The organism is Clostridium sp. FS41 (assembly GCF_000954015.1).
Lineage (GTDB): Bacteria > Bacillota > Clostridia > Lachnospirales > Lachnospiraceae > Enterocloster > Enterocloster citroniae.
Map to the genome: position 1 here is coordinate 118122 of NZ_JYHN01000054.1, position 16669 is coordinate 134790.

Here is a 16669-nt window from a genome sequence, read left to right on the forward strand (position 1 = left end):
ACACCATCCCTTCTAAGCACGCCTTAATATACTGCGCAGTCTGGCAAATATAGTCTCAGCCTGTCCGGGATTGGTCATAGGAACACTCTCTCCCAACAGCCTTCGGCAGATGTCCAGGTAAGCCTGTCCGGCCGAGGAGCCCATACCCACTAACGGTTCTCCCTGGTTGGTCGATACAACGATATTCTCGTCATCAGGAACTGCTCCGATAATGTTTACTGCCAGAATGTCCGTCACATCGCTAAGGGACATCATGTCCCCCCTCCGGACCATGTCAGACCGTATCCGGTTGACGATCAGATCCACTTCATCCAGCTCCGCATGTTCCAGAAGACCAATGATACGGTCTGCATCGCGGATCGCGGATACCTCGGGGGTGGTTACCACCAGGGCGCGGTCCGCGCCGGCGATGGCGTTGTAAAATCCCTGTTCGATACCGGCCGGACAATCAAGCAGTATGTAATCAAACTCTTCCCTCAGGTCGTCCACCAGCTTAATCATCTGCTCCGGGTTCACAGCAGTCTTATCCCTTGTCTGCGCAGATGGCAGCAAGTAAAGGTTTGGATATCTTTTGTCTCTTATCAGGGCCTGCTTCATACGGCAGTTGCCTTCCACCACGTCTACAAGATTGTAGACAATGCGGTTCTCCAGTCCCATGACCACATCCAGGTTGCGCAGGCCGATATCAGTATCGATCAGCACTACACGTTTACCCAGTATAGCCAGTCCTGTTCCCACATTGGCAGAAGTAGTCGTTTTGCCTACCCCGCCTTTTCCAGAAGTAATCACAATGACCTCACTCATAATGAAATCCTCCTGAAAATTACTTTACCTTCCTATTGTACATTAAATTTCGTAAATTTACCAGTATTTTTTTGGCATTAAGCAAAATTTAACATATTGTTTAGGAATGTTTTTTTGAGCGGGCGAACCTGGATCTCTCCATTCTCCACAAAAGCAAGCATCGGTCCTCTTCCTAAACGCTTGTTCCGCTCATTGAAACGGCTGCTGATATCGCTGATGCGTATCTGCAGCGGCGCCATCTCAAAGGCCATGATCACGGCGTCCAGATTGCCCGCCACTCCGGCTGTCACGGTACCCCTTAGATCACCCAGGATAATGACATTGCCTTTGGCAGTCACCCGTGCCCCATGGTCCACATCGCCAATGATGATGATGCTGGCTTCTGATTCCAGGCAGTCTCCCCTTCGCAGTGTTCCGCGGTAAAACTGCCCGGTCTGGGAGCTCAGCTCCATCAGCTTATCATTCAGTGCTTTCTCACAACGTTCAATCCGCTCCGCATCCGTGTCCAGAAGACAGAGCACCTCGATCTGTGAGTTTCTCGTAATCGTATCAACAATCTCGAATTCCTCCGCCGCAGTAAGGATACGCCCTTCCAATGTAAGGGTCATCTGGACTGAACCCCAGAACCTGGCGCTTTCGCTGAATTTCTTCCCGATGGCTTCCACTAACTCGCCAAAGGGAAGGTCCGGGTCCAGGATCACGGTCATGCCCGCCTTACTGCTTTTGATTACTACCGCATTGTGCATACAATCACCTCTTTTGCTGGTTTAGTCACCAATATTTACATTTGATACACCTAAGGCTCCGGAATCAAGGATCTGATCCAGGGTCGTATATCTATAATAATACTCATACACCTTTTTGCCAAGGGTTGCCGCGTTGGTTCCTGCATAACCGTAAGGAATATTTACTGTAACAGCAATCTCGGGATGGCTGTAAGGTGCAAAGGATACAAAGAAGGCATGGTTGGATCTGGTCCTGTCCTCCTGGGCAGTACCTGTTTTGCCTGCAACCTCCACCGGGAGGTCTGAGAAAATGCTCTTGGCAGAGCTGTCCGTGATCACCCGGCGCATACCGGTCTGGACCGCGTTCCATGTGGAGTCCGAAGCCTCAATGTGGGAACTTGCAGTGGGCGCGTAATCCGTGATCAGGTTGCCGTTGGAGTCCGTGAGCTTATCCAGAAGGCTCAGTTCAAATACGGTCCCTCTGTTGGCAATGGCCGCCACATAGCGGGACAGCTGCACGTTGGTGTAGGAATGGGTGCCCTGTCCCATGGCGGAACGCTCAGGGTCCTCCGTGGAGATCTGAGGTTCATTTTCCGGGATCTCCACTCCCGAGGTGTGGTCCAGTCCAAACATGGCCGCATATTTGTGCAGGGTATCCAGTCCCTGCTCCGGTGAATAGGTGCCGTCAGGTTTGATACAGAGCCTGTGGGCCAGTTCCGCAAAGAAATAGTTACAGGAGTTCTGTATGCCCTCCTCTATGTTCTCGCCGCCATGCCGTCCCGGATAAATCCAGCACTTGATGGGATTGGAAACCTGGTCGTAAATACCGGTACACTCAACGGTATCCTGAAGTCCGATCACACCTTCCTCCAGGGCAGCCACCGCAGTGATGGGCTTAAATGTGGAACCCGGGGCCTTCTGGGCCTGGGTGGCATTGTTGTACAATGGTTTGGACATATCATCCTGGAGCTGGGCAAAGTACACGGCATCCACGCTGCCCGACATCAGGTTATTATCATAACTGGGATAAGTTACAAGGGCTTTTACCTCCCCTGTCCGAACATCCGTGACCACGACCCCGGCCGTACAGGGGTCCAAGGCCAGCTGGGCCGGCGTCAGGTCCAGGTTAGAGATCTTTTCCCGGATAAACTGGAACGCATAGGTGCTGTCTCCTGTCCTGAGGGCCGCTATCTCCTGGGGATTGTTCTCCAGCACGCCCTGTGAAAAGAGGGCCAGGCACAGCTGGTTGCCGGTGATCACCTCGTCATTTACAAGATAGCGGAACATACGCTTGGTAAACTTGTTGTCAGTTTTCAGGGACTCGATCACATAATCCACCAGCTGGCCAAAGATATCGTCCGCATCGGAATACTTGCTGGATACATCCAGCCGTGTGGTATCCACCCAGCTGCCGGCAATTCCGCTGTAGATATAATCCCTTAAGCTGATGTTCCCCTCTTTCCATGCCTGATACTCCGGCGAGGACTGGTCGATCCTGTCCTTTTGGATGATACCGATGGAAGAATCCGACAAAAATGTATAGATATAGTTCATGTAAGTGGACATATCCTTTGGCAGGTCGTTCATGGCCATGGCGTGTGCACTCATAAGCTCGTTGCGGATATTGGTCAGGATCTGGTCCCTGGATGTCACATAGGTGCTGTATATTTCCTTTTCAATGTCCGAGGCATCCTCCCTGGCCATATCCGGAAGGGACAGGACATTGTTGTTGATCAGCTGATAATACGCATCCTTTACAGGTATCTTTTTCTTGGAGGAGTCCGCTGTGGTCAGCGGGTCCACGTCCTCATTCCTCAGCCAGTAGGTGATGATACCGGCCAGCTGCTGTTCGATCAGCTTGTAGGTGGCGATCTGAAGGTCCCTGTCAATGGTGAGATAGACATCATCCCCAGCCTTGGCATCTGTTTTTTCAATGATCTCACGGGGGCGTCCCATATTATCCACATACATCCTGGAGTATCCCTTTTCACCCTGAAGCTCCAGCTCCATGGATTTTTCAATCCCCGTACGCCCCACAATATCGTTCAGGTCATATTTCTTAGAGTCCTGGGGAAGCCCGGCGGCCTCATCGGTGTGGCGCCACTGTTCGTTGAGTTCGTCCAGCTGGTCTTCCTGGACCTTGCCTGTATAGCCAATGATGGGGGCAAAGAACAGACTGTCGTTGTATTTGCGGACAGAGGACTGTTCCACGGAAACACCCTTTAAGTCGGCAATGTTTTCATTGATCTCGGTCATGGTTTCATTGCTGATGCCCACAGCCACCGTGGTGGTCTCGTATTTCTGGTATTCGGTCAGTTTCATGGTGTAAATGATGTTGACCATGTCAAGGGCGATCTTATCCGGAAGGATCAGGGCATTTCCCTTATCATCCTTCATCTTGTCCAGTTCATAGCTGTGCTTTTTTGTCTCAAATGCCTCCCTGGCCGTGATATTCCTGGGATATTTCCCCTTGGGGTCGTCCAGCTCCGCGCTGGATGAACGGCCGTAAAAGTTCAGGAGGAACCTGGTCTTGGCAGACTCGGAGGTGGAAGTAAAGATCATCTCTCCGTTCTGGTCCATGGCCACCTCAAACTTGCCCTCCACGGTTTCTCCCCGCCGTTCCAGTATGGTTACAAGACGGTACAGCATCTTATTGCGGTCAGCAGGCCTGGAGTAATCTCCCGTGTCCTGGATGACTACGGAATATGCCAGTTCATTGTAAGCCAGCTCATATCCGTTGCAGTCATAAATCTTACCCCGGGTGCCTGGGGTATCCACGCTTCTCTCCGTCTTCTGCATATATTTTTCCTGGTAGTCGCTTCCGTCCAGGATCTGCATCCGAAACAGTTTCCCCACCAGGCCCGCAAACATTACGGTAAATATGACAGAAAGGGCAAAAAGCCTGGAACTGAACAGCTTTTTAAAAAATTCCTGTACGATCTCCAAAAGTTCTTCAAACAAGATTCTTGTCTCTCCTTTTTCCTATATCTTCCACGCGTCTGCTGGCAGATAAGAACAGCCGGTAAATCAAAAGGGTGGTCACCGCCGTGAAAATGATCTCGGGCAGCATGATATTCCTGAAATAATAGGGAAGGTTCAGCCTTCCCCGTATCAGGAAACGGAATACATAAACGTACATGCTGTACCACAGCCCGTTCACAATACTTAAGATCAGGGGCAGGGTAATGTAGTCCTCATAGTAATATTTGGTGAAAATACCGTTCACATATCCGATATAAATATAGATCAGGGTATAGAACCCAAAGGGGCCGCTGTAAAAAAGGTCTAACAGCAGTCCTGATAAAATGCCGTAAAGCATCCCCGCATTCTTTCCATGGATAAACCCAAAGGAGAATGTGAGGATCAAAAGCAGATTAGGCGTTGCGGACAAAAACGGAAGTAAAGGGAATACGCAGTTCTGCACCGTAAATGCCAGCACAATAAACAATATATTGATAAGAACCTGTTTTACCTTTGCATGAATCACTGGGCAGCCGCCTCTCCTGTATCTTTGATATCCGTGATGATCAATACCTCCTGCAGATTGTCAAAATCCGCAATGGGAATCAGATAGCCTGACTGGGTCAGGTGGTCCGGGTCAATGGTTACATCTGTTGCATACCCAATAAGGATTCCGGGCAGGAACTTGGAACTGATATTGGAGGTGATAATCTGGTCCCCGTCCCGCAGCTGGGCATCCTTTGAAAAATCGGTGAGCTTCAGCTTCCCCTCCTCGTACAGGGTCAGATCCCCTGCCACGATACAGGTATAGGAGGAATCCAGCTTCATGGCTCCCACGCGGCTGGAATCATCAATAATGGAACGGACCGTGGCATAATTAGCCCCCACATCCGTGACGATCCCCACCAGTCCTCCGTCAGCCACCACGTTCATATCCACAGCCACTCCATCCTTGGAGCCTTTGTTGATGCGGAAAACCTGGAACCATTTTTCTGAATCCCTGGCAATGACCCTGGCTCCGATTTTCTCATACTGCATATATTCCTGGTCCAGCTCATACAGCTGCCGTAAGCGGTCCAGTTCAAACTGCTCAGCCTGAAGACGGTTGTTGTCCTCTGTGAGCTGGGCCACCTGACTTTTTAATTCTTCGTTTTCCGCCAGTGCATCCTTCAGCGAACCGTAATCCCTTATTTCGTTATAGATTCCGGTGCCCACTGCATTGACCCCGGACTGGATGGGAATAAGGAAATATCCCACTCCTGTCCGCAGCGGTTCCATGATACCGTCTTTCAGGGAGGTGATGCAGATCATCAGCACGCACAGTACCGTGAGTCCCGTAAGTATATATTTGCTGTGTTTAGATTCCATGGATTAACTTCCTCTTACAATATTTTCTGTTCGCGGAAACTGAGGTAACACCTGTCTCCGATGACGATATGGTCGATAAGGGTAATACCGATCAGGGCTCCTGCTTCCTTTACACGCCCGGTGAGCATCCGGTCTGCTCTGCTTGGCGCCGGGTCTCCGCTGGGATGATTGTGCACCAGCACCATGGACACCGCGCAGCAGCGGAGCGCTTCTATGAGGATCTCACGGGGAGTGGTGACCGATGCGTTCACGGTTCCCCTGGAAATAAGATGGTCTTTGATCAGAACCTGTTTGGTGTTCAGGAACATGACCCTTATTTCCTCCTGCTCCAGGTGGCGCATATCTTCCATATAATAATCGGAAATCTCCTGGGGGTTCCCAAAGGAAATGGGATTGACCCGGGCTCTTCTCTTCCAGATCCGTCTGGAAAGCTCGCCGATACATAAAAGCTGTACCCCCTTCACTTTCCCCACGCCTTTGATCTTCATAAAATCATTCAGGGAATGATGCAAAAGCCCCAGCAATCCGTCACCGGGACTGCCAAGGGCCAGAAGCTTTTCTGACAGGGCCAGGGAAGACTGGTCCCTGCTGCCTGTGCGTATGATAACTGCCAGAAGCTCTGCATCTGTCAGGCCCTCCGGGCCATGGCAAAGACATTTTTCATAGGGACGGTCCATACTGGGCAGATCCTTCATTCTTATTCTTTCCATCTCTCTCCTAACTACGCACCTCTCCAAGTACAAAGTTAAGAAAATAGAGCTGTTTAAATAAACCGGTAAATGATCAGGGCCACAGCGATTCCGATTATGCTGGCCATGGTGATCTTGATGGTAAGTCCAAAGGTGATGACCAGAATCCCGAAATTGATGACCAACGGGGAATCCAGTCCAAAGGATTGTCCGAAATTCAGCCATTCAAGCCAGGGCACCCCCTCGGCCAGCTGTCCCATAAAGCCGCCCAGCACAATACCTGCCAGGAGCATGATCAAAAGTATCCAGAAATTCTTGTAATGCATGTACCTTGTCCTCCGGTCTACCTAATTAGTATATATTACCATAAGTCCTTTAAAGTGTCATCTTAAAATTTTCAAAACACCGTCATCCAATAATTGCTGCAAAGATTTAAGGATTCCCAGCTTTGCATGGTACCAGGTCAGTCCTCCCTGGAAATATACAGCATAGGGCGGCTTAATGGGACCGTCCGCGGAAAGCTCAATGGAGGATCCCTGGACAAACGCTCCGGCAGCCATAATGACCTGGCTGTCATATCCCGGCATATCCCATGGCTCCGGCGTTACATAGCTGTCCACGGGCGCGGCTGCCTGGATCCCCTTGCAGAAGGCAATGACACCTTCCGGTGTGCCAAAGGTAATGGCCTGGATAATGTCATGGCGGGACTCATTGCTGTCAGGAACCACCTGAAATCCCAGGCGTTCATAGATATTGGCGGCAAATACAGCGCCCTTTAAGGCGCCTGCAACAACCGTGGGGGAAAGGAACAGGCCCTGGTAAAGCTGCTGGTTGATCCCCAGGCTGGCGCCCACCTCTTTTCCAAGTCCGGGAGCGCTGAGACGGTAGGATGCCCTGTCCACACATTCCTTTGTTCCCACAATATAGCCGCCGATGGGGGCCAGGCCTCCGCCCGGATTCTTGATCAGGGATCCCACGATCATGTCGGCTCCCACATCCGTAGGCTCTTTTTCCTCCACAAACTCTCCATAGCAGTTATCTACCATGCAGATCACATCCGGCCTGATCTCTTTGACAAAGGAGATCAGTTCACCGATCCTGTCCACGGAAAGGGTGGGACGTGTGGCATATCCTTTGGAACGCTGGATGGTTACCAGCTTTGTCCTGGGATTCATTGCCTTTGCGATCCCGGCAAAGTCAAAGCTTCCGTCCTCAAGAAGGTCCACCTGCCTGTAGGTCACCCCGTATTCCTTAAGGGATCCCACGGAATCGCGGATGCCGATCACTTCCTCCAGGGTGTCATATGGTTTGCCCACCGGGGATAAAAGCTCATCTCCGGGGCGGAGGTTGCCTGATAAAGCCACGTGCAGCGCATGGGTACCGCTGATCAGCTGGGGGCGCACCAGTGCGCTTTCTCCATGAAATACGCTGGCATATACATCCTCCAGGGTGTCACGGCCCAGGTCATTGTATCCGTATCCGGTGGTCGCGGCAAAGTGAATGTCGCTGACCCGGTTATCCTGCATTCCCTTGATAACCTTCATCTGGTTATACTCGGCAATGGCGTCAATCCCTTCAAACCGCTCCTTCAGTCCGGCTTCCACTTCCCTGCCAAACTCCATTACCTGGGGGCTGATGCCCAGTTCCTTATACATCCCTTGTAAACTTTTTATGTCCATTTTATATCTTATCTCCAATCCGTCTGATCCGGCTGTTATTATTTATAAGCGTTTTCTCCCGCGCCAGTTTGTCATTATATCACAATCCCCTTCGCCCTGCAATCCTCTATTATCTGATCCAGCAGCCGGGAAGTATTGTTTTCAAATTCAGGCAGGTTCAGCCACCGCACATCCCTCTCCCGCTTAAACCAGGTCAGCTGGCGCTTGGCAAAATGTCTGGTATCGCGTTTTAGTATATACACAGCCTCATCCAGGCTTACGCGGCCTTCCAGGTAATCCAGGATCTCTTTATAGCCAAGTCCCTGCATGGAGGTCTGTCCACGGCGGCACCCCAAGTCCCTGAGCTTGTTTACTTCTTCAATAAGACCGTTTTCCATCATCTGGTCCACTCTGCGGTCAATGCGTTCATAGAGCAGGGAACGGTCCGTATTCACTACATAGTATAGGAAGTTATAGGGGGATTCCCTCTTACGTTCCTGCTCGTTGTGAAGGGATATCTTTTCCCCGGTGATCCTGAAATACTCTATGGCCCGTATGACACGCTTTAAATTGTTGGCATGGATCTGGCCGGCCGCCTCAGGATCCACCTCCTGCAGCATGCTGTGGAGAAGATCCGGCGCCGCCTCTCCTGCTTCTTCTGCCAGGGCTTCCAGTTCACTGCGGACAGGGCTTGCTTCGTCATTTTCCCGAAAGTCGATATCATATAGGAGGGCCTGGATGTAAAAGCCCGTGCCTCCTGCAACAATGGGCACATGTCCGTGGCTGTAGATTTCCGTCAGCGCCTCTTTGGCCAAGTGCTGAAATGTAACCACGTTAAAGTCCTGGTCCGGATCCAGCACATCGATCAGATAATGGGGAATCCCATCCATCTCATCTGGCGTGATCTTGGCTGAACCGATATCCATGCGGCGGTACACCTGCATGGAATCAGCGCTGATGATCTCCCCGCCAATGGCCTTGGCCAGCTGAATGGATAGGGCTGTTTTCCCCACAGCGGTGGGACCGGTGAGAATAATGAGAGGCTGTTTCATTGGCTGTTTCATTTGCAGCTGTTTCATTTTCCGCAGCTCCTTTCGTTGTCAGTCTACACAATTCGCTTGAACTTCTTTTCCAGTTCATATTTTGTCATGGAAATAATGGTGGGCCTGCCGTGGGGGCATGCGTAGGGATTGTCCAGCTGCAGCAGCTGGTCAATAAGTTCATTGGCCTCCGCGGCGGACAGGGAGTGATGGCCCTTGACCGCAGCCTTACAGGACATGGAAGCCACCCTCTCGTAGATGATATCAGGATTGTGCACCGAGATATCATCGGAAAGCCCGTCTATCATTTCGATCAAAAGTTCCTTCTGGGCAATGGAAAACAGGTTGGCAGGAACGCCGCGCACTGCATATTCCCGGCCTCCAAAGGGTTCTATCTCAAATCCCATTCCTGTAAAATAACTCATGTATCTGCTTAACAGGACCTCCTCGTTCATATTCAGTGTGAGGATAATAGGCGGTTCCACCATCTGTGTGTCGTATTGCCTTGTTTTTAAGGTCTTTATGGTTTTTTCATAGAGTACCTTTTCATGGGCCGCGTGCTGGTCAATAATAAAAAGCTGCTCATTGTACTCCACCATCCAGTAGGTGTCAAACAGCTGGCCAATGAGTTTATGCCTCAGTCTGGCCTTGGGATCCAAAAGCTTTCCGTCAAACAGGTCCAGCTGCTCCGGCTCCTTTGGCGCCGGGGCATTGGACTGATCTTCTGCTAAAGTGGGGACTTGATCCTGTTTATCTCCAATATATTTGTTTGAAGTGGAGTCTGTTTTGTTGATATCCTGTGATTTCTCAGAAAAAGTGGAGGCAGTATTCTGAGTGGCGTTTGAATCCTTCATGGCATTGGCAGCAGCCTCCTGCTCCCGTTTTCGCACTTTCAGCCATTCCGGCATCAGTTCATTCACATAGGATGGCTTGGGCGGAGGTGTCCGGGCATAACTGGCAGATGAGGAAGCCTTGTCCTGGGCTGCGGGCTGGGCGGCGCGGTTCATGGACTCGCGTCTTTTTACCTCAAACGGCTCGGGCCTGGGTGACAGCCGCTGGGCCAGGTCCGCGGCCTCCTTCTCCTTTTTTTCGGCGAGGCTCACCTCGGGTATCAGTTCCTTGTGGGCCAGGGCATCCGCCACCGCCTTGACCACTGCGCGGTAGACAGCTTCTCCGTCAGAAAAGCGCAGTTCCATCTTGGTGGGGTGGACATTCACGTCCAGAGTGTCCTGCTGTATGGTAAAATGCAGCATGGTGAAGGGATATTTGTGCTGCATCATAAAGGGCTTATATGCCTCTTCTATGGCTTTTGAAATCACGCTGCTGCGGATATAGCGTCCGTTGATAAAGTAGTTTTCATAGTTGCGGTTGGATCTGGCGATCACCGGCTTTCCGATAAATCCAGACACTTGGATATCGCCCTCCTGGGCGTTTACGGCCAGAAGATTGGATGTGATCTCACGTCCGAACACGGTGTAGATCAGGTCTTTTAAATTATGGTTTCCTGAGGTGTAGAGCTTGTTCTGATTGTTTTGTATAAAACGGATGGAGATATCAGGGTGGGACAGGGCGATCTTTTCCACCACGGCAGCCACATGGGCCCCTTCTGTCATGGGGGTCTTTAGGAATTTTTTCCTGGCCGGGGTGTTATAGAACAGATTGCGGGCAATGATGGTGGTTCCTTCCGGCGCTCCGATCTCCTCCAGCCCACGTTCCGCTCCTCCCTCAATTTGGTAACGCGAGCCTGTCAGGCTGTCGCTTGTTTTTGAGATCAGTTCTACCTGGGCCACTGCGGCAATGCTGGCAAGAGCCTCACCTCTGAAACCAAGGGAGGAAACAGTGAAAAGGTCCTCCACGGATCTGATCTTGCTGGTGGCGTGGCGCAGAAAGGCCAGGGCGATCTGGTCCCTGGGGATACCGCAGCCATTGTCCGTCACCCGGACCATGGAACAGCCCCCGTCCTTAATCTCTATGGTCACGGCAGTGGCCTGGGCATCAATGGCATTTTCAAGAAGTTCCTTTACCACGGAAGCCGGCCGTTCGATTACCTCTCCTGCCGCTATTTTGTTAATGGTGCTTTGATCTAATACAGTAATGTTGGCCATATGGTATCCTTTCCGTCAATGCTTTTGTATGTTATATGGGTTTGTAGTGTACGTAACCCTAAAAACGCCGGCCCCAAGTTACTGGAGGGCCGGCTCCTTAATCATTCGTTTTTGCAGGGGTGAACTTTCTGACCCGTACCCACTTCACTGCCTTTCGTTTTACAAATCCATCAAACCTTCCAGAAGATGTACAGTCATGGTCCCCTGTTCCGTATCCACATCCAGGATGCAGTCCTTGATGGCGGGTATTAACAGCTCCCTGCCGTTTTTCATCTCTACCACATACACGTCATTGGCGCCTGTTTCCAGTACGTCCTTCAGGCCGCCAAGGGCTTCCCCGTCCTCTGTAAGCACCTGAAGCCCTATGAGGTCTGTGATAAAGTATTCATCCGGTCCCAGCTCCACCGCATGGTCCCTGGTAATGAGCAGGTCTTTGGATTTGTATTTTTCGATATCATTTATATTGTCATATCCCTTGAATTTGAGAATGACCATGTTTTTAAAATACTTCACCTGTTCAATCTCAAGAGGTATCTGTTCTTTTCCTGTGTCAAGTATAACTTCTTTTAATTCGTTAAAGCGTTTGGGGTCATCTGTTGTGGGAAATACCTTTACCTCTCCCCTCACTCCATGGGTAGATGTGATAACGCCTACTCTGAGCATGTCTTCCATATGATATATAACCTTTCTCACCTAGCAAGAAACAAACCGCCAGCCCAGGGGCCGGCGGTCCATCAATTACTGAATCTCAACAATTACTTTCTTGTCTTCTTTGGATGCAGCGGCCTTGACTACGGAACGGATTGCTTTTGCGATCCTGCCCTGTTTGCCAATGACCTTGCCCATATCGGCAGGAGACACCTTAAGTTCGATCAATGTATCTTCGCCCTTCATTGATTCGGTAACGACAACTTCATCTGGGTTATCGACCAGTGCTTTCGCAATCACTTCGACTAATTCCTTCATCTCTCCACCTCATTTGAGTCTTACTGAATGCCGGCGATCTTTAAGAGTTTTCCAACAGTCTCAGTAGGCTGTGCGCCTGTTGCGATCCACTTCTTAGTCGCTTCCTCGTCAAACTTGATTACGCTTGGTTCTCTGGTTGGATCATAATAACCGATCTCCTCGATGAACTTTCCATCTCTTGGGGATCTGGAATCAGCAACTACGATTCTATAGAAAGGAGCCTTCTTCTGTCCCATTCTTTTTAATCTCATCTTTACTGCCATGTGATTTTCACCTCCTTGTGATTTGTTCTTATATTAGACATACAGGATATCCTGTTTGACTAGCTTAATGTATTGTGTTACCTGGGCCTTAAAATGGAAATTTCATCTTACCGCCCATAAGTCCGCCAAGACCGCCGAAGCCGCCCCGCTTTTTGCCGCCGCCCATAAGGCCGGGCATCTGTTTCATCATCTTCTTCATCTGGTCGAACTGTTTGACCAGGCGGTTGACTTCACTGACCTCCACGCCTGCGCCCTTGGCAATGCGCTGCTTTCTGGAGGGGTTCATCAGGTTGGGATTGTCCCTTTCCTCCTTGGTCATGGAAAGGATAATGGATTCCACCCTGCGCATGGATTTCTCGCCCTCATCCATATCCACACCGGAGAGCTGGCTGCCCATGCCCGGCATCATGGAGAGGATACTTCCCATACCACCCATCTTTTTGATCTGCTGCATCTGGGTCAGGAAATCATTATAGTCAAATTCCGCTTTGCGCAGCTTCTGGCTCAGTTCCCTGGCCTGCTCTTCATCTACCTCGGCCGTTGCTTTTTCAATCAGGGACTGGATATCTCCCATTCCCAGGATCCTGGAAGCCATGCGGTCCGGATAGAACTGCTCCAGATCGGACAACTTCTCGCCCATACCAACATATAGGATCGGTTTCCCTGTGACAGCGCGGATGGAAAGCGCCGCACCGCCTCGGGTATCGCCATCCAGCTTTGTGAGGATGACACCGTCAATACCAATTTTTTCATTAAATGTGCCGGATACGTTGACCGCATCCTGTCCGGTCATGGCGTCTACCACCAGTATGGTCTGGTATACGTCCACATGATCCTTAATCTCCACCAGTTCTTCCATCATGCCTTCGTCTATGTGAAGGCGGCCGGCAGTATCCAGTATGACCAGGTTCATTCCGTTCTTAGCCGCATGCTCCACAGCGGCTTTGGCAATGTCCACCGGTTTATTCCTGTCCCCCATGGTGAAGACAGGGACGCCGACTTTCTCTCCGTTGATCTGCAGCTGTTTAATGGCCGCAGGACGATATACATCGCAGGCTGCAAGAAGAGGCTTTTTGCCTTTGGCTTTCATCTTGCCCGCGATCTTGGCCGTGGTGGTGGTCTTACCAGCACCCTGAAGGCCTGCCATCATAATGATGGTGATCTCGTTGCCCGGTTTCAGGGCAATCTCCGTGGTTTCGGAACCCATGAGCTTTACCAGCTCTTCCGTTACGATCTTGATAACCGTCTGTCCGGGGGTCAGACTGCCGAATACATCTTCCCCAACCGCCCGATCCTGAACCGAGCTGACAAACTGCTTTACTACCTTGAAACTCACATCTGCCTCAAGCAGGGCCATCTTAACTTCCTTTAAAGCAGCTTTTACATCTGCCTCTGTCAGTCTGCCCTTGCCGCGCAGGTTTTTGAATACATTCTGTAATTTATCGGATAAGCTTTCAAAAGCCATGAATACCTCCTAAGGGCCGCACCGCTGCGGGTTACAGGGTGCCGGTGATTTCTCCCGACAATCTGCGGATCCGGCCGATCAGGGCCATATCTCCGGTTCGGGCACATTCGTCTGCCAGGTGTTCCACTTCCCTGGCCATATCCCGGATTTTCATGAATTTGGCCACCAGATGAAGCTTGGCCTCATATTCTTCCAGTATCTTGTCACATCGTTTCATCAGATCATGGACACCCTGACGGCTGATCCCCAGTTCTCCTGCTATCTCGCTGGGAGAAAGATCATTAAACACCACGTCCTCATACACTTTGCGCTGGTGTTCTGTCAGCAGTTCTCCATAAAAATCATACAGTAAACCTTGTTCCACAATCTTTTCCATTTCAACCACCTGTGATATCATACACGATGGCAGAAAGAATGTCAAGCATTTTTACTTGACATTCCCTGAAAGTTTTTATAAATTTTTATTTACCCGTTATAATGTACATTTTTACAGCCAGCATAGATAAAAATAGCGGCCAGGAGACAGATGACTGTTACGGAACGGTACAGCTGGCCATGGCCCGGATAAAACTGGGATCCGATCAGGCTGAACCCGATCCCAAACATGGCAACCATGATGGGAACCAGGGAGAAGAACAGGTATTTGCCCGTGGACATTACATTTTTCGGGGGGTTGCAGCGGGTCAGCTTGACGAGCGGCAGCCTTGCGAGACGGAAACAGGGACCAAAGGTAAATGAAGCCTGGTACGCGATCCCCTCCAGCCGGATCAGGGCATAAGTTTTCTCCAGTCTGATCGTTTCATAGTCAAGATGGTTCCTTTGGGCATAGATAGCGGTTTCCCGTGCAAAGTCAGTGGGGTTCAGGATCTCTTCCTGGGGTTCAAAATAAATGTACTGGCCATGAAGTTCCTTTTTAAACAAAATCCAGTCTTTTTTGATGTTCTGGAACAGGAAGCCCTGTTTTTCATCCTCATGGATCTCCTTAAGACACTGACCGATCTCCACGGGGCTCAGCTGTATTCTCTCTTCCAGACGGGTGCACATCTGCCCCATCTTTTTTAGCTGCTCCACCTCTCCATCGATCTGGCTGCGGCGCATCCGCATCATTTCCCCCAATCCTATGCGTCCCTCATAATAGCCGCGTATATCTTTTATGGGAATGCCAAGCTGCCTGAAAAGCTTGATCTCCAAAAGCCGTACAATGTCCTCCTCGCTGTAATCCCTGTACCGGTTTCCTTCCGTGCGCCCGGGCTCCAGCAGTTCTTCGCTTTCATAGTACCGGATGTTTTTTCGGTCCAGCCCGGTTCTGGCTTCTGCTTCTTTCATCTTCATACAACGCACCCTCCTTTCCTGGGATACATTGATTGTAAACTATACAGGAACTGTACAGTCAAGTATATTTTTGGAAATAATGGGGAAATGATAGAGAAATTTTTATAATCCCTTGTGATAGCCATAAAAAGCAGCCCGAAGCGGATCATTCCACCCCGGACTGTAAAATTATGGAATATTTAGTTGCTGTTGTAGTTGGGGGTCAGAACGATCTCTCCGCTGATGATCTTTTCCTTTGCCTCGTCAGCTGCTGCCTTTGCCTCATCAGTCGCCTTGCTGCTGTAAGGGGCGATACTGATAACGCCTTCCTTTAAACCGGGGTTTTCAAGTCCGCCGAAGGTGCCTGCATTGATGATGTCGATCTGGGAGGTGATCATGGTGGGGATACTTACCATAAGGGAGGTAAGGCACAGGTCGTCCTTTACCAGGGATGCCTGGTCGGAGGTATATCCGATACAGAACACACCCTTTTCCTCACATGCCTCAAATGCTCCAAGCCCTGTCTCATCGCAGGTCTGAAGGATCACGTCAACACCCTGCTCGATCATGGCCAGGGCGGTTTCTTTTCCCTTGGAGGAATCATTAAAGGTGCCGGTGATCACTGTTTTTACTTCCACGTCAGGTCTGGCTGCCTTTGCGCCTTCCACAAATGCGTTTTTATCGGAAGCCTGCGTGCTGTTGTCTCCGCCGCCGATGTAGCCGATCACGCCGCTCTGGCTCTGCACTGCTGCCAGCACGCCGCACACGTATGCGCCCTCATACTCCTTGTAATCATAGAAAGCAATGTTGGATGGGGCTTCTTCGCCTTCAGGCGGGTTTCCTGTGATGAAGAAATATTTTTCAGGATAATCCTCAGCCACGCGGACGCAGGCGTCTCCGTACTGCACGCCGTGTCCGATCACAAAGTCATAATCCTCCTCGCAGTAGCTTCTGAAGGTGGACTCCATGTCAGCTGCCTGCACATCCTCTGTATAGGCGATCTCATAGCCCTGGGATTCCAGTTCCTTAAGGCCCTCATAAGCGCCCTGGTTCCAGGATTTGTCCGTGATAAAGCCTGGGAGAAGGATAGCAATCTTGGATACTTCCCCGGCAGCGGCTTTTTCACCTTGTTCCTGGGCTGCCTCTGTTTTTTCTGCTTCAGCTGCCTTGGTGGTTTCTTCTGCTTTGCTGCCGCAGCCTGTGATCACAGATGCTGCCATGGCGGCACACAGAAGAAGGGATACTACTTGTTTGCTCTTTTTCATAATTACGTCTCCTTTTGTATTATATTAATCCTGCCAAGCAGGTAAATAG

General features: G+C 50.5%; 17 protein-coding genes. All 17 read right to left on the reverse strand.

What is annotated here, in order from left to right:
• Positions 1-12 precede the first annotated feature (12 nt).
• Entirely contained in the window at positions 13-804 is a 792-nt protein-coding gene (gene minD / locus CLFS41_RS10070) for a septum site-determining protein MinD (RefSeq protein WP_007864875.1), read from the reverse strand.
• 77 nt (positions 805-881) lie between these two features.
• A complete protein-coding gene (locus tag CLFS41_RS10075) occupies positions 882-1550 on the reverse strand; it encodes a septum site-determining protein MinC (protein WP_007864878.1) in 669 nt (222 codons plus the stop codon).
• Positions 1551-1571: 21 nt separating this feature from the next.
• Complete coding sequence (locus tag CLFS41_RS10080; RefSeq protein ID WP_045092198.1) at positions 1572-4490, reverse strand: penicillin-binding transpeptidase domain-containing protein; 2919 nt, start codon at positions 4488-4490, stop codon at positions 1572-1574.
• Positions 4483-5016: a rod shape-determining protein MreD gene (mreD, locus tag CLFS41_RS10085; protein WP_007864882.1), complete on the reverse strand. Its 534-nt coding sequence runs from the start codon at positions 5014-5016 to the stop codon at positions 4483-4485. Before mreD ends, CLFS41_RS10080 begins: the two co-directional genes overlap by 8 nt.
• The gene (gene mreC, locus CLFS41_RS10090) at positions 5013-5858 is read right to left on the reverse strand and encodes a rod shape-determining protein MreC (protein ID WP_007864883.1); all 846 of its coding nucleotides are present in this window, start codon (positions 5856-5858) and stop codon (positions 5013-5015) included. The genes mreD and mreC overlap by 4 nt, the downstream gene beginning before the upstream one ends.
• Positions 5859-5872: 14 nt before the next feature.
• Positions 5873-6568, reverse strand: a complete 696-nt coding sequence (gene radC, locus CLFS41_RS10095) for a DNA repair protein RadC (protein ID WP_040416777.1) — start codon at positions 6566-6568, stop codon at positions 5873-5875.
• Positions 6569-6621: 53 nt separating this feature from the next.
• Positions 6622-6873: a DUF4321 domain-containing protein gene (locus CLFS41_RS10100; RefSeq protein ID WP_007864887.1), complete on the reverse strand. Its 252-nt coding sequence runs from the start codon at positions 6871-6873 to the stop codon at positions 6622-6624.
• A gap of 57 nt (positions 6874-6930) precedes the next feature.
• Positions 6931-8226 (reverse strand): methionine gamma-lyase family protein, encoded by a 1296-nt coding sequence (locus CLFS41_RS10105; RefSeq protein WP_007864889.1) that lies wholly within the window; start codon positions 8224-8226, stop codon positions 6931-6933.
• A 74-nt stretch (positions 8227-8300) separates the two neighbouring features.
• Positions 8301-9257: a tRNA (adenosine(37)-N6)-dimethylallyltransferase MiaA gene (gene miaA / locus CLFS41_RS10110; protein WP_040416839.1), complete on the reverse strand. Its 957-nt coding sequence runs from the start codon at positions 9255-9257 to the stop codon at positions 8301-8303.
• A 53-nt stretch (positions 9258-9310) separates the two neighbouring features.
• On the reverse strand, positions 9311-11350 hold the full coding sequence (mutL, locus tag CLFS41_RS10115; protein WP_045092199.1) for a DNA mismatch repair endonuclease MutL: 2040 nt from the start codon (positions 11348-11350) through the stop codon (positions 9311-9313).
• A gap of 159 nt (positions 11351-11509) precedes the next feature.
• A complete protein-coding gene (gene rimM / locus CLFS41_RS10120) occupies positions 11510-12022 on the reverse strand; it encodes a ribosome maturation factor RimM (protein WP_045092200.1) in 513 nt (170 codons plus the stop codon).
• A gap of 66 nt (positions 12023-12088) precedes the next feature.
• Positions 12089-12316 (reverse strand): KH domain-containing protein, encoded by a 228-nt coding sequence (locus tag CLFS41_RS10125; RefSeq protein WP_007864899.1) that lies wholly within the window; start codon positions 12314-12316, stop codon positions 12089-12091.
• A gap of 20 nt (positions 12317-12336) precedes the next feature.
• Positions 12337-12579, reverse strand: a complete 243-nt coding sequence (gene rpsP / locus CLFS41_RS10130) for a 30S ribosomal protein S16 (protein ID WP_007864902.1) — start codon at positions 12577-12579, stop codon at positions 12337-12339.
• 88 nt (positions 12580-12667) lie between these two features.
• Positions 12668-14044: a signal recognition particle protein gene (gene ffh / locus CLFS41_RS10135; protein WP_007864905.1), complete on the reverse strand. Its 1377-nt coding sequence runs from the start codon at positions 14042-14044 to the stop codon at positions 12668-12670.
• A 31-nt stretch (positions 14045-14075) separates the two neighbouring features.
• Positions 14076-14420, reverse strand: a complete 345-nt coding sequence (gene ylxM, locus CLFS41_RS10140) for a YlxM family DNA-binding protein (protein WP_007864908.1) — start codon at positions 14418-14420, stop codon at positions 14076-14078.
• Between the two features lie 89 nt (positions 14421-14509).
• The gene (locus CLFS41_RS30995; RefSeq protein WP_007864911.1) at positions 14510-15376 is read right to left on the reverse strand and encodes a MerR family transcriptional regulator; all 867 of its coding nucleotides are present in this window, start codon (positions 15374-15376) and stop codon (positions 14510-14512) included.
• 179 nt (positions 15377-15555) lie between these two features.
• Positions 15556-16620, reverse strand: coding sequence for a BMP family protein (locus CLFS41_RS10150; RefSeq protein WP_045092201.1), 1065 nt, complete (start codon positions 16618-16620; stop codon positions 15556-15558).
• Between the last annotated feature and the right edge of the window lie 49 nt (positions 16621-16669).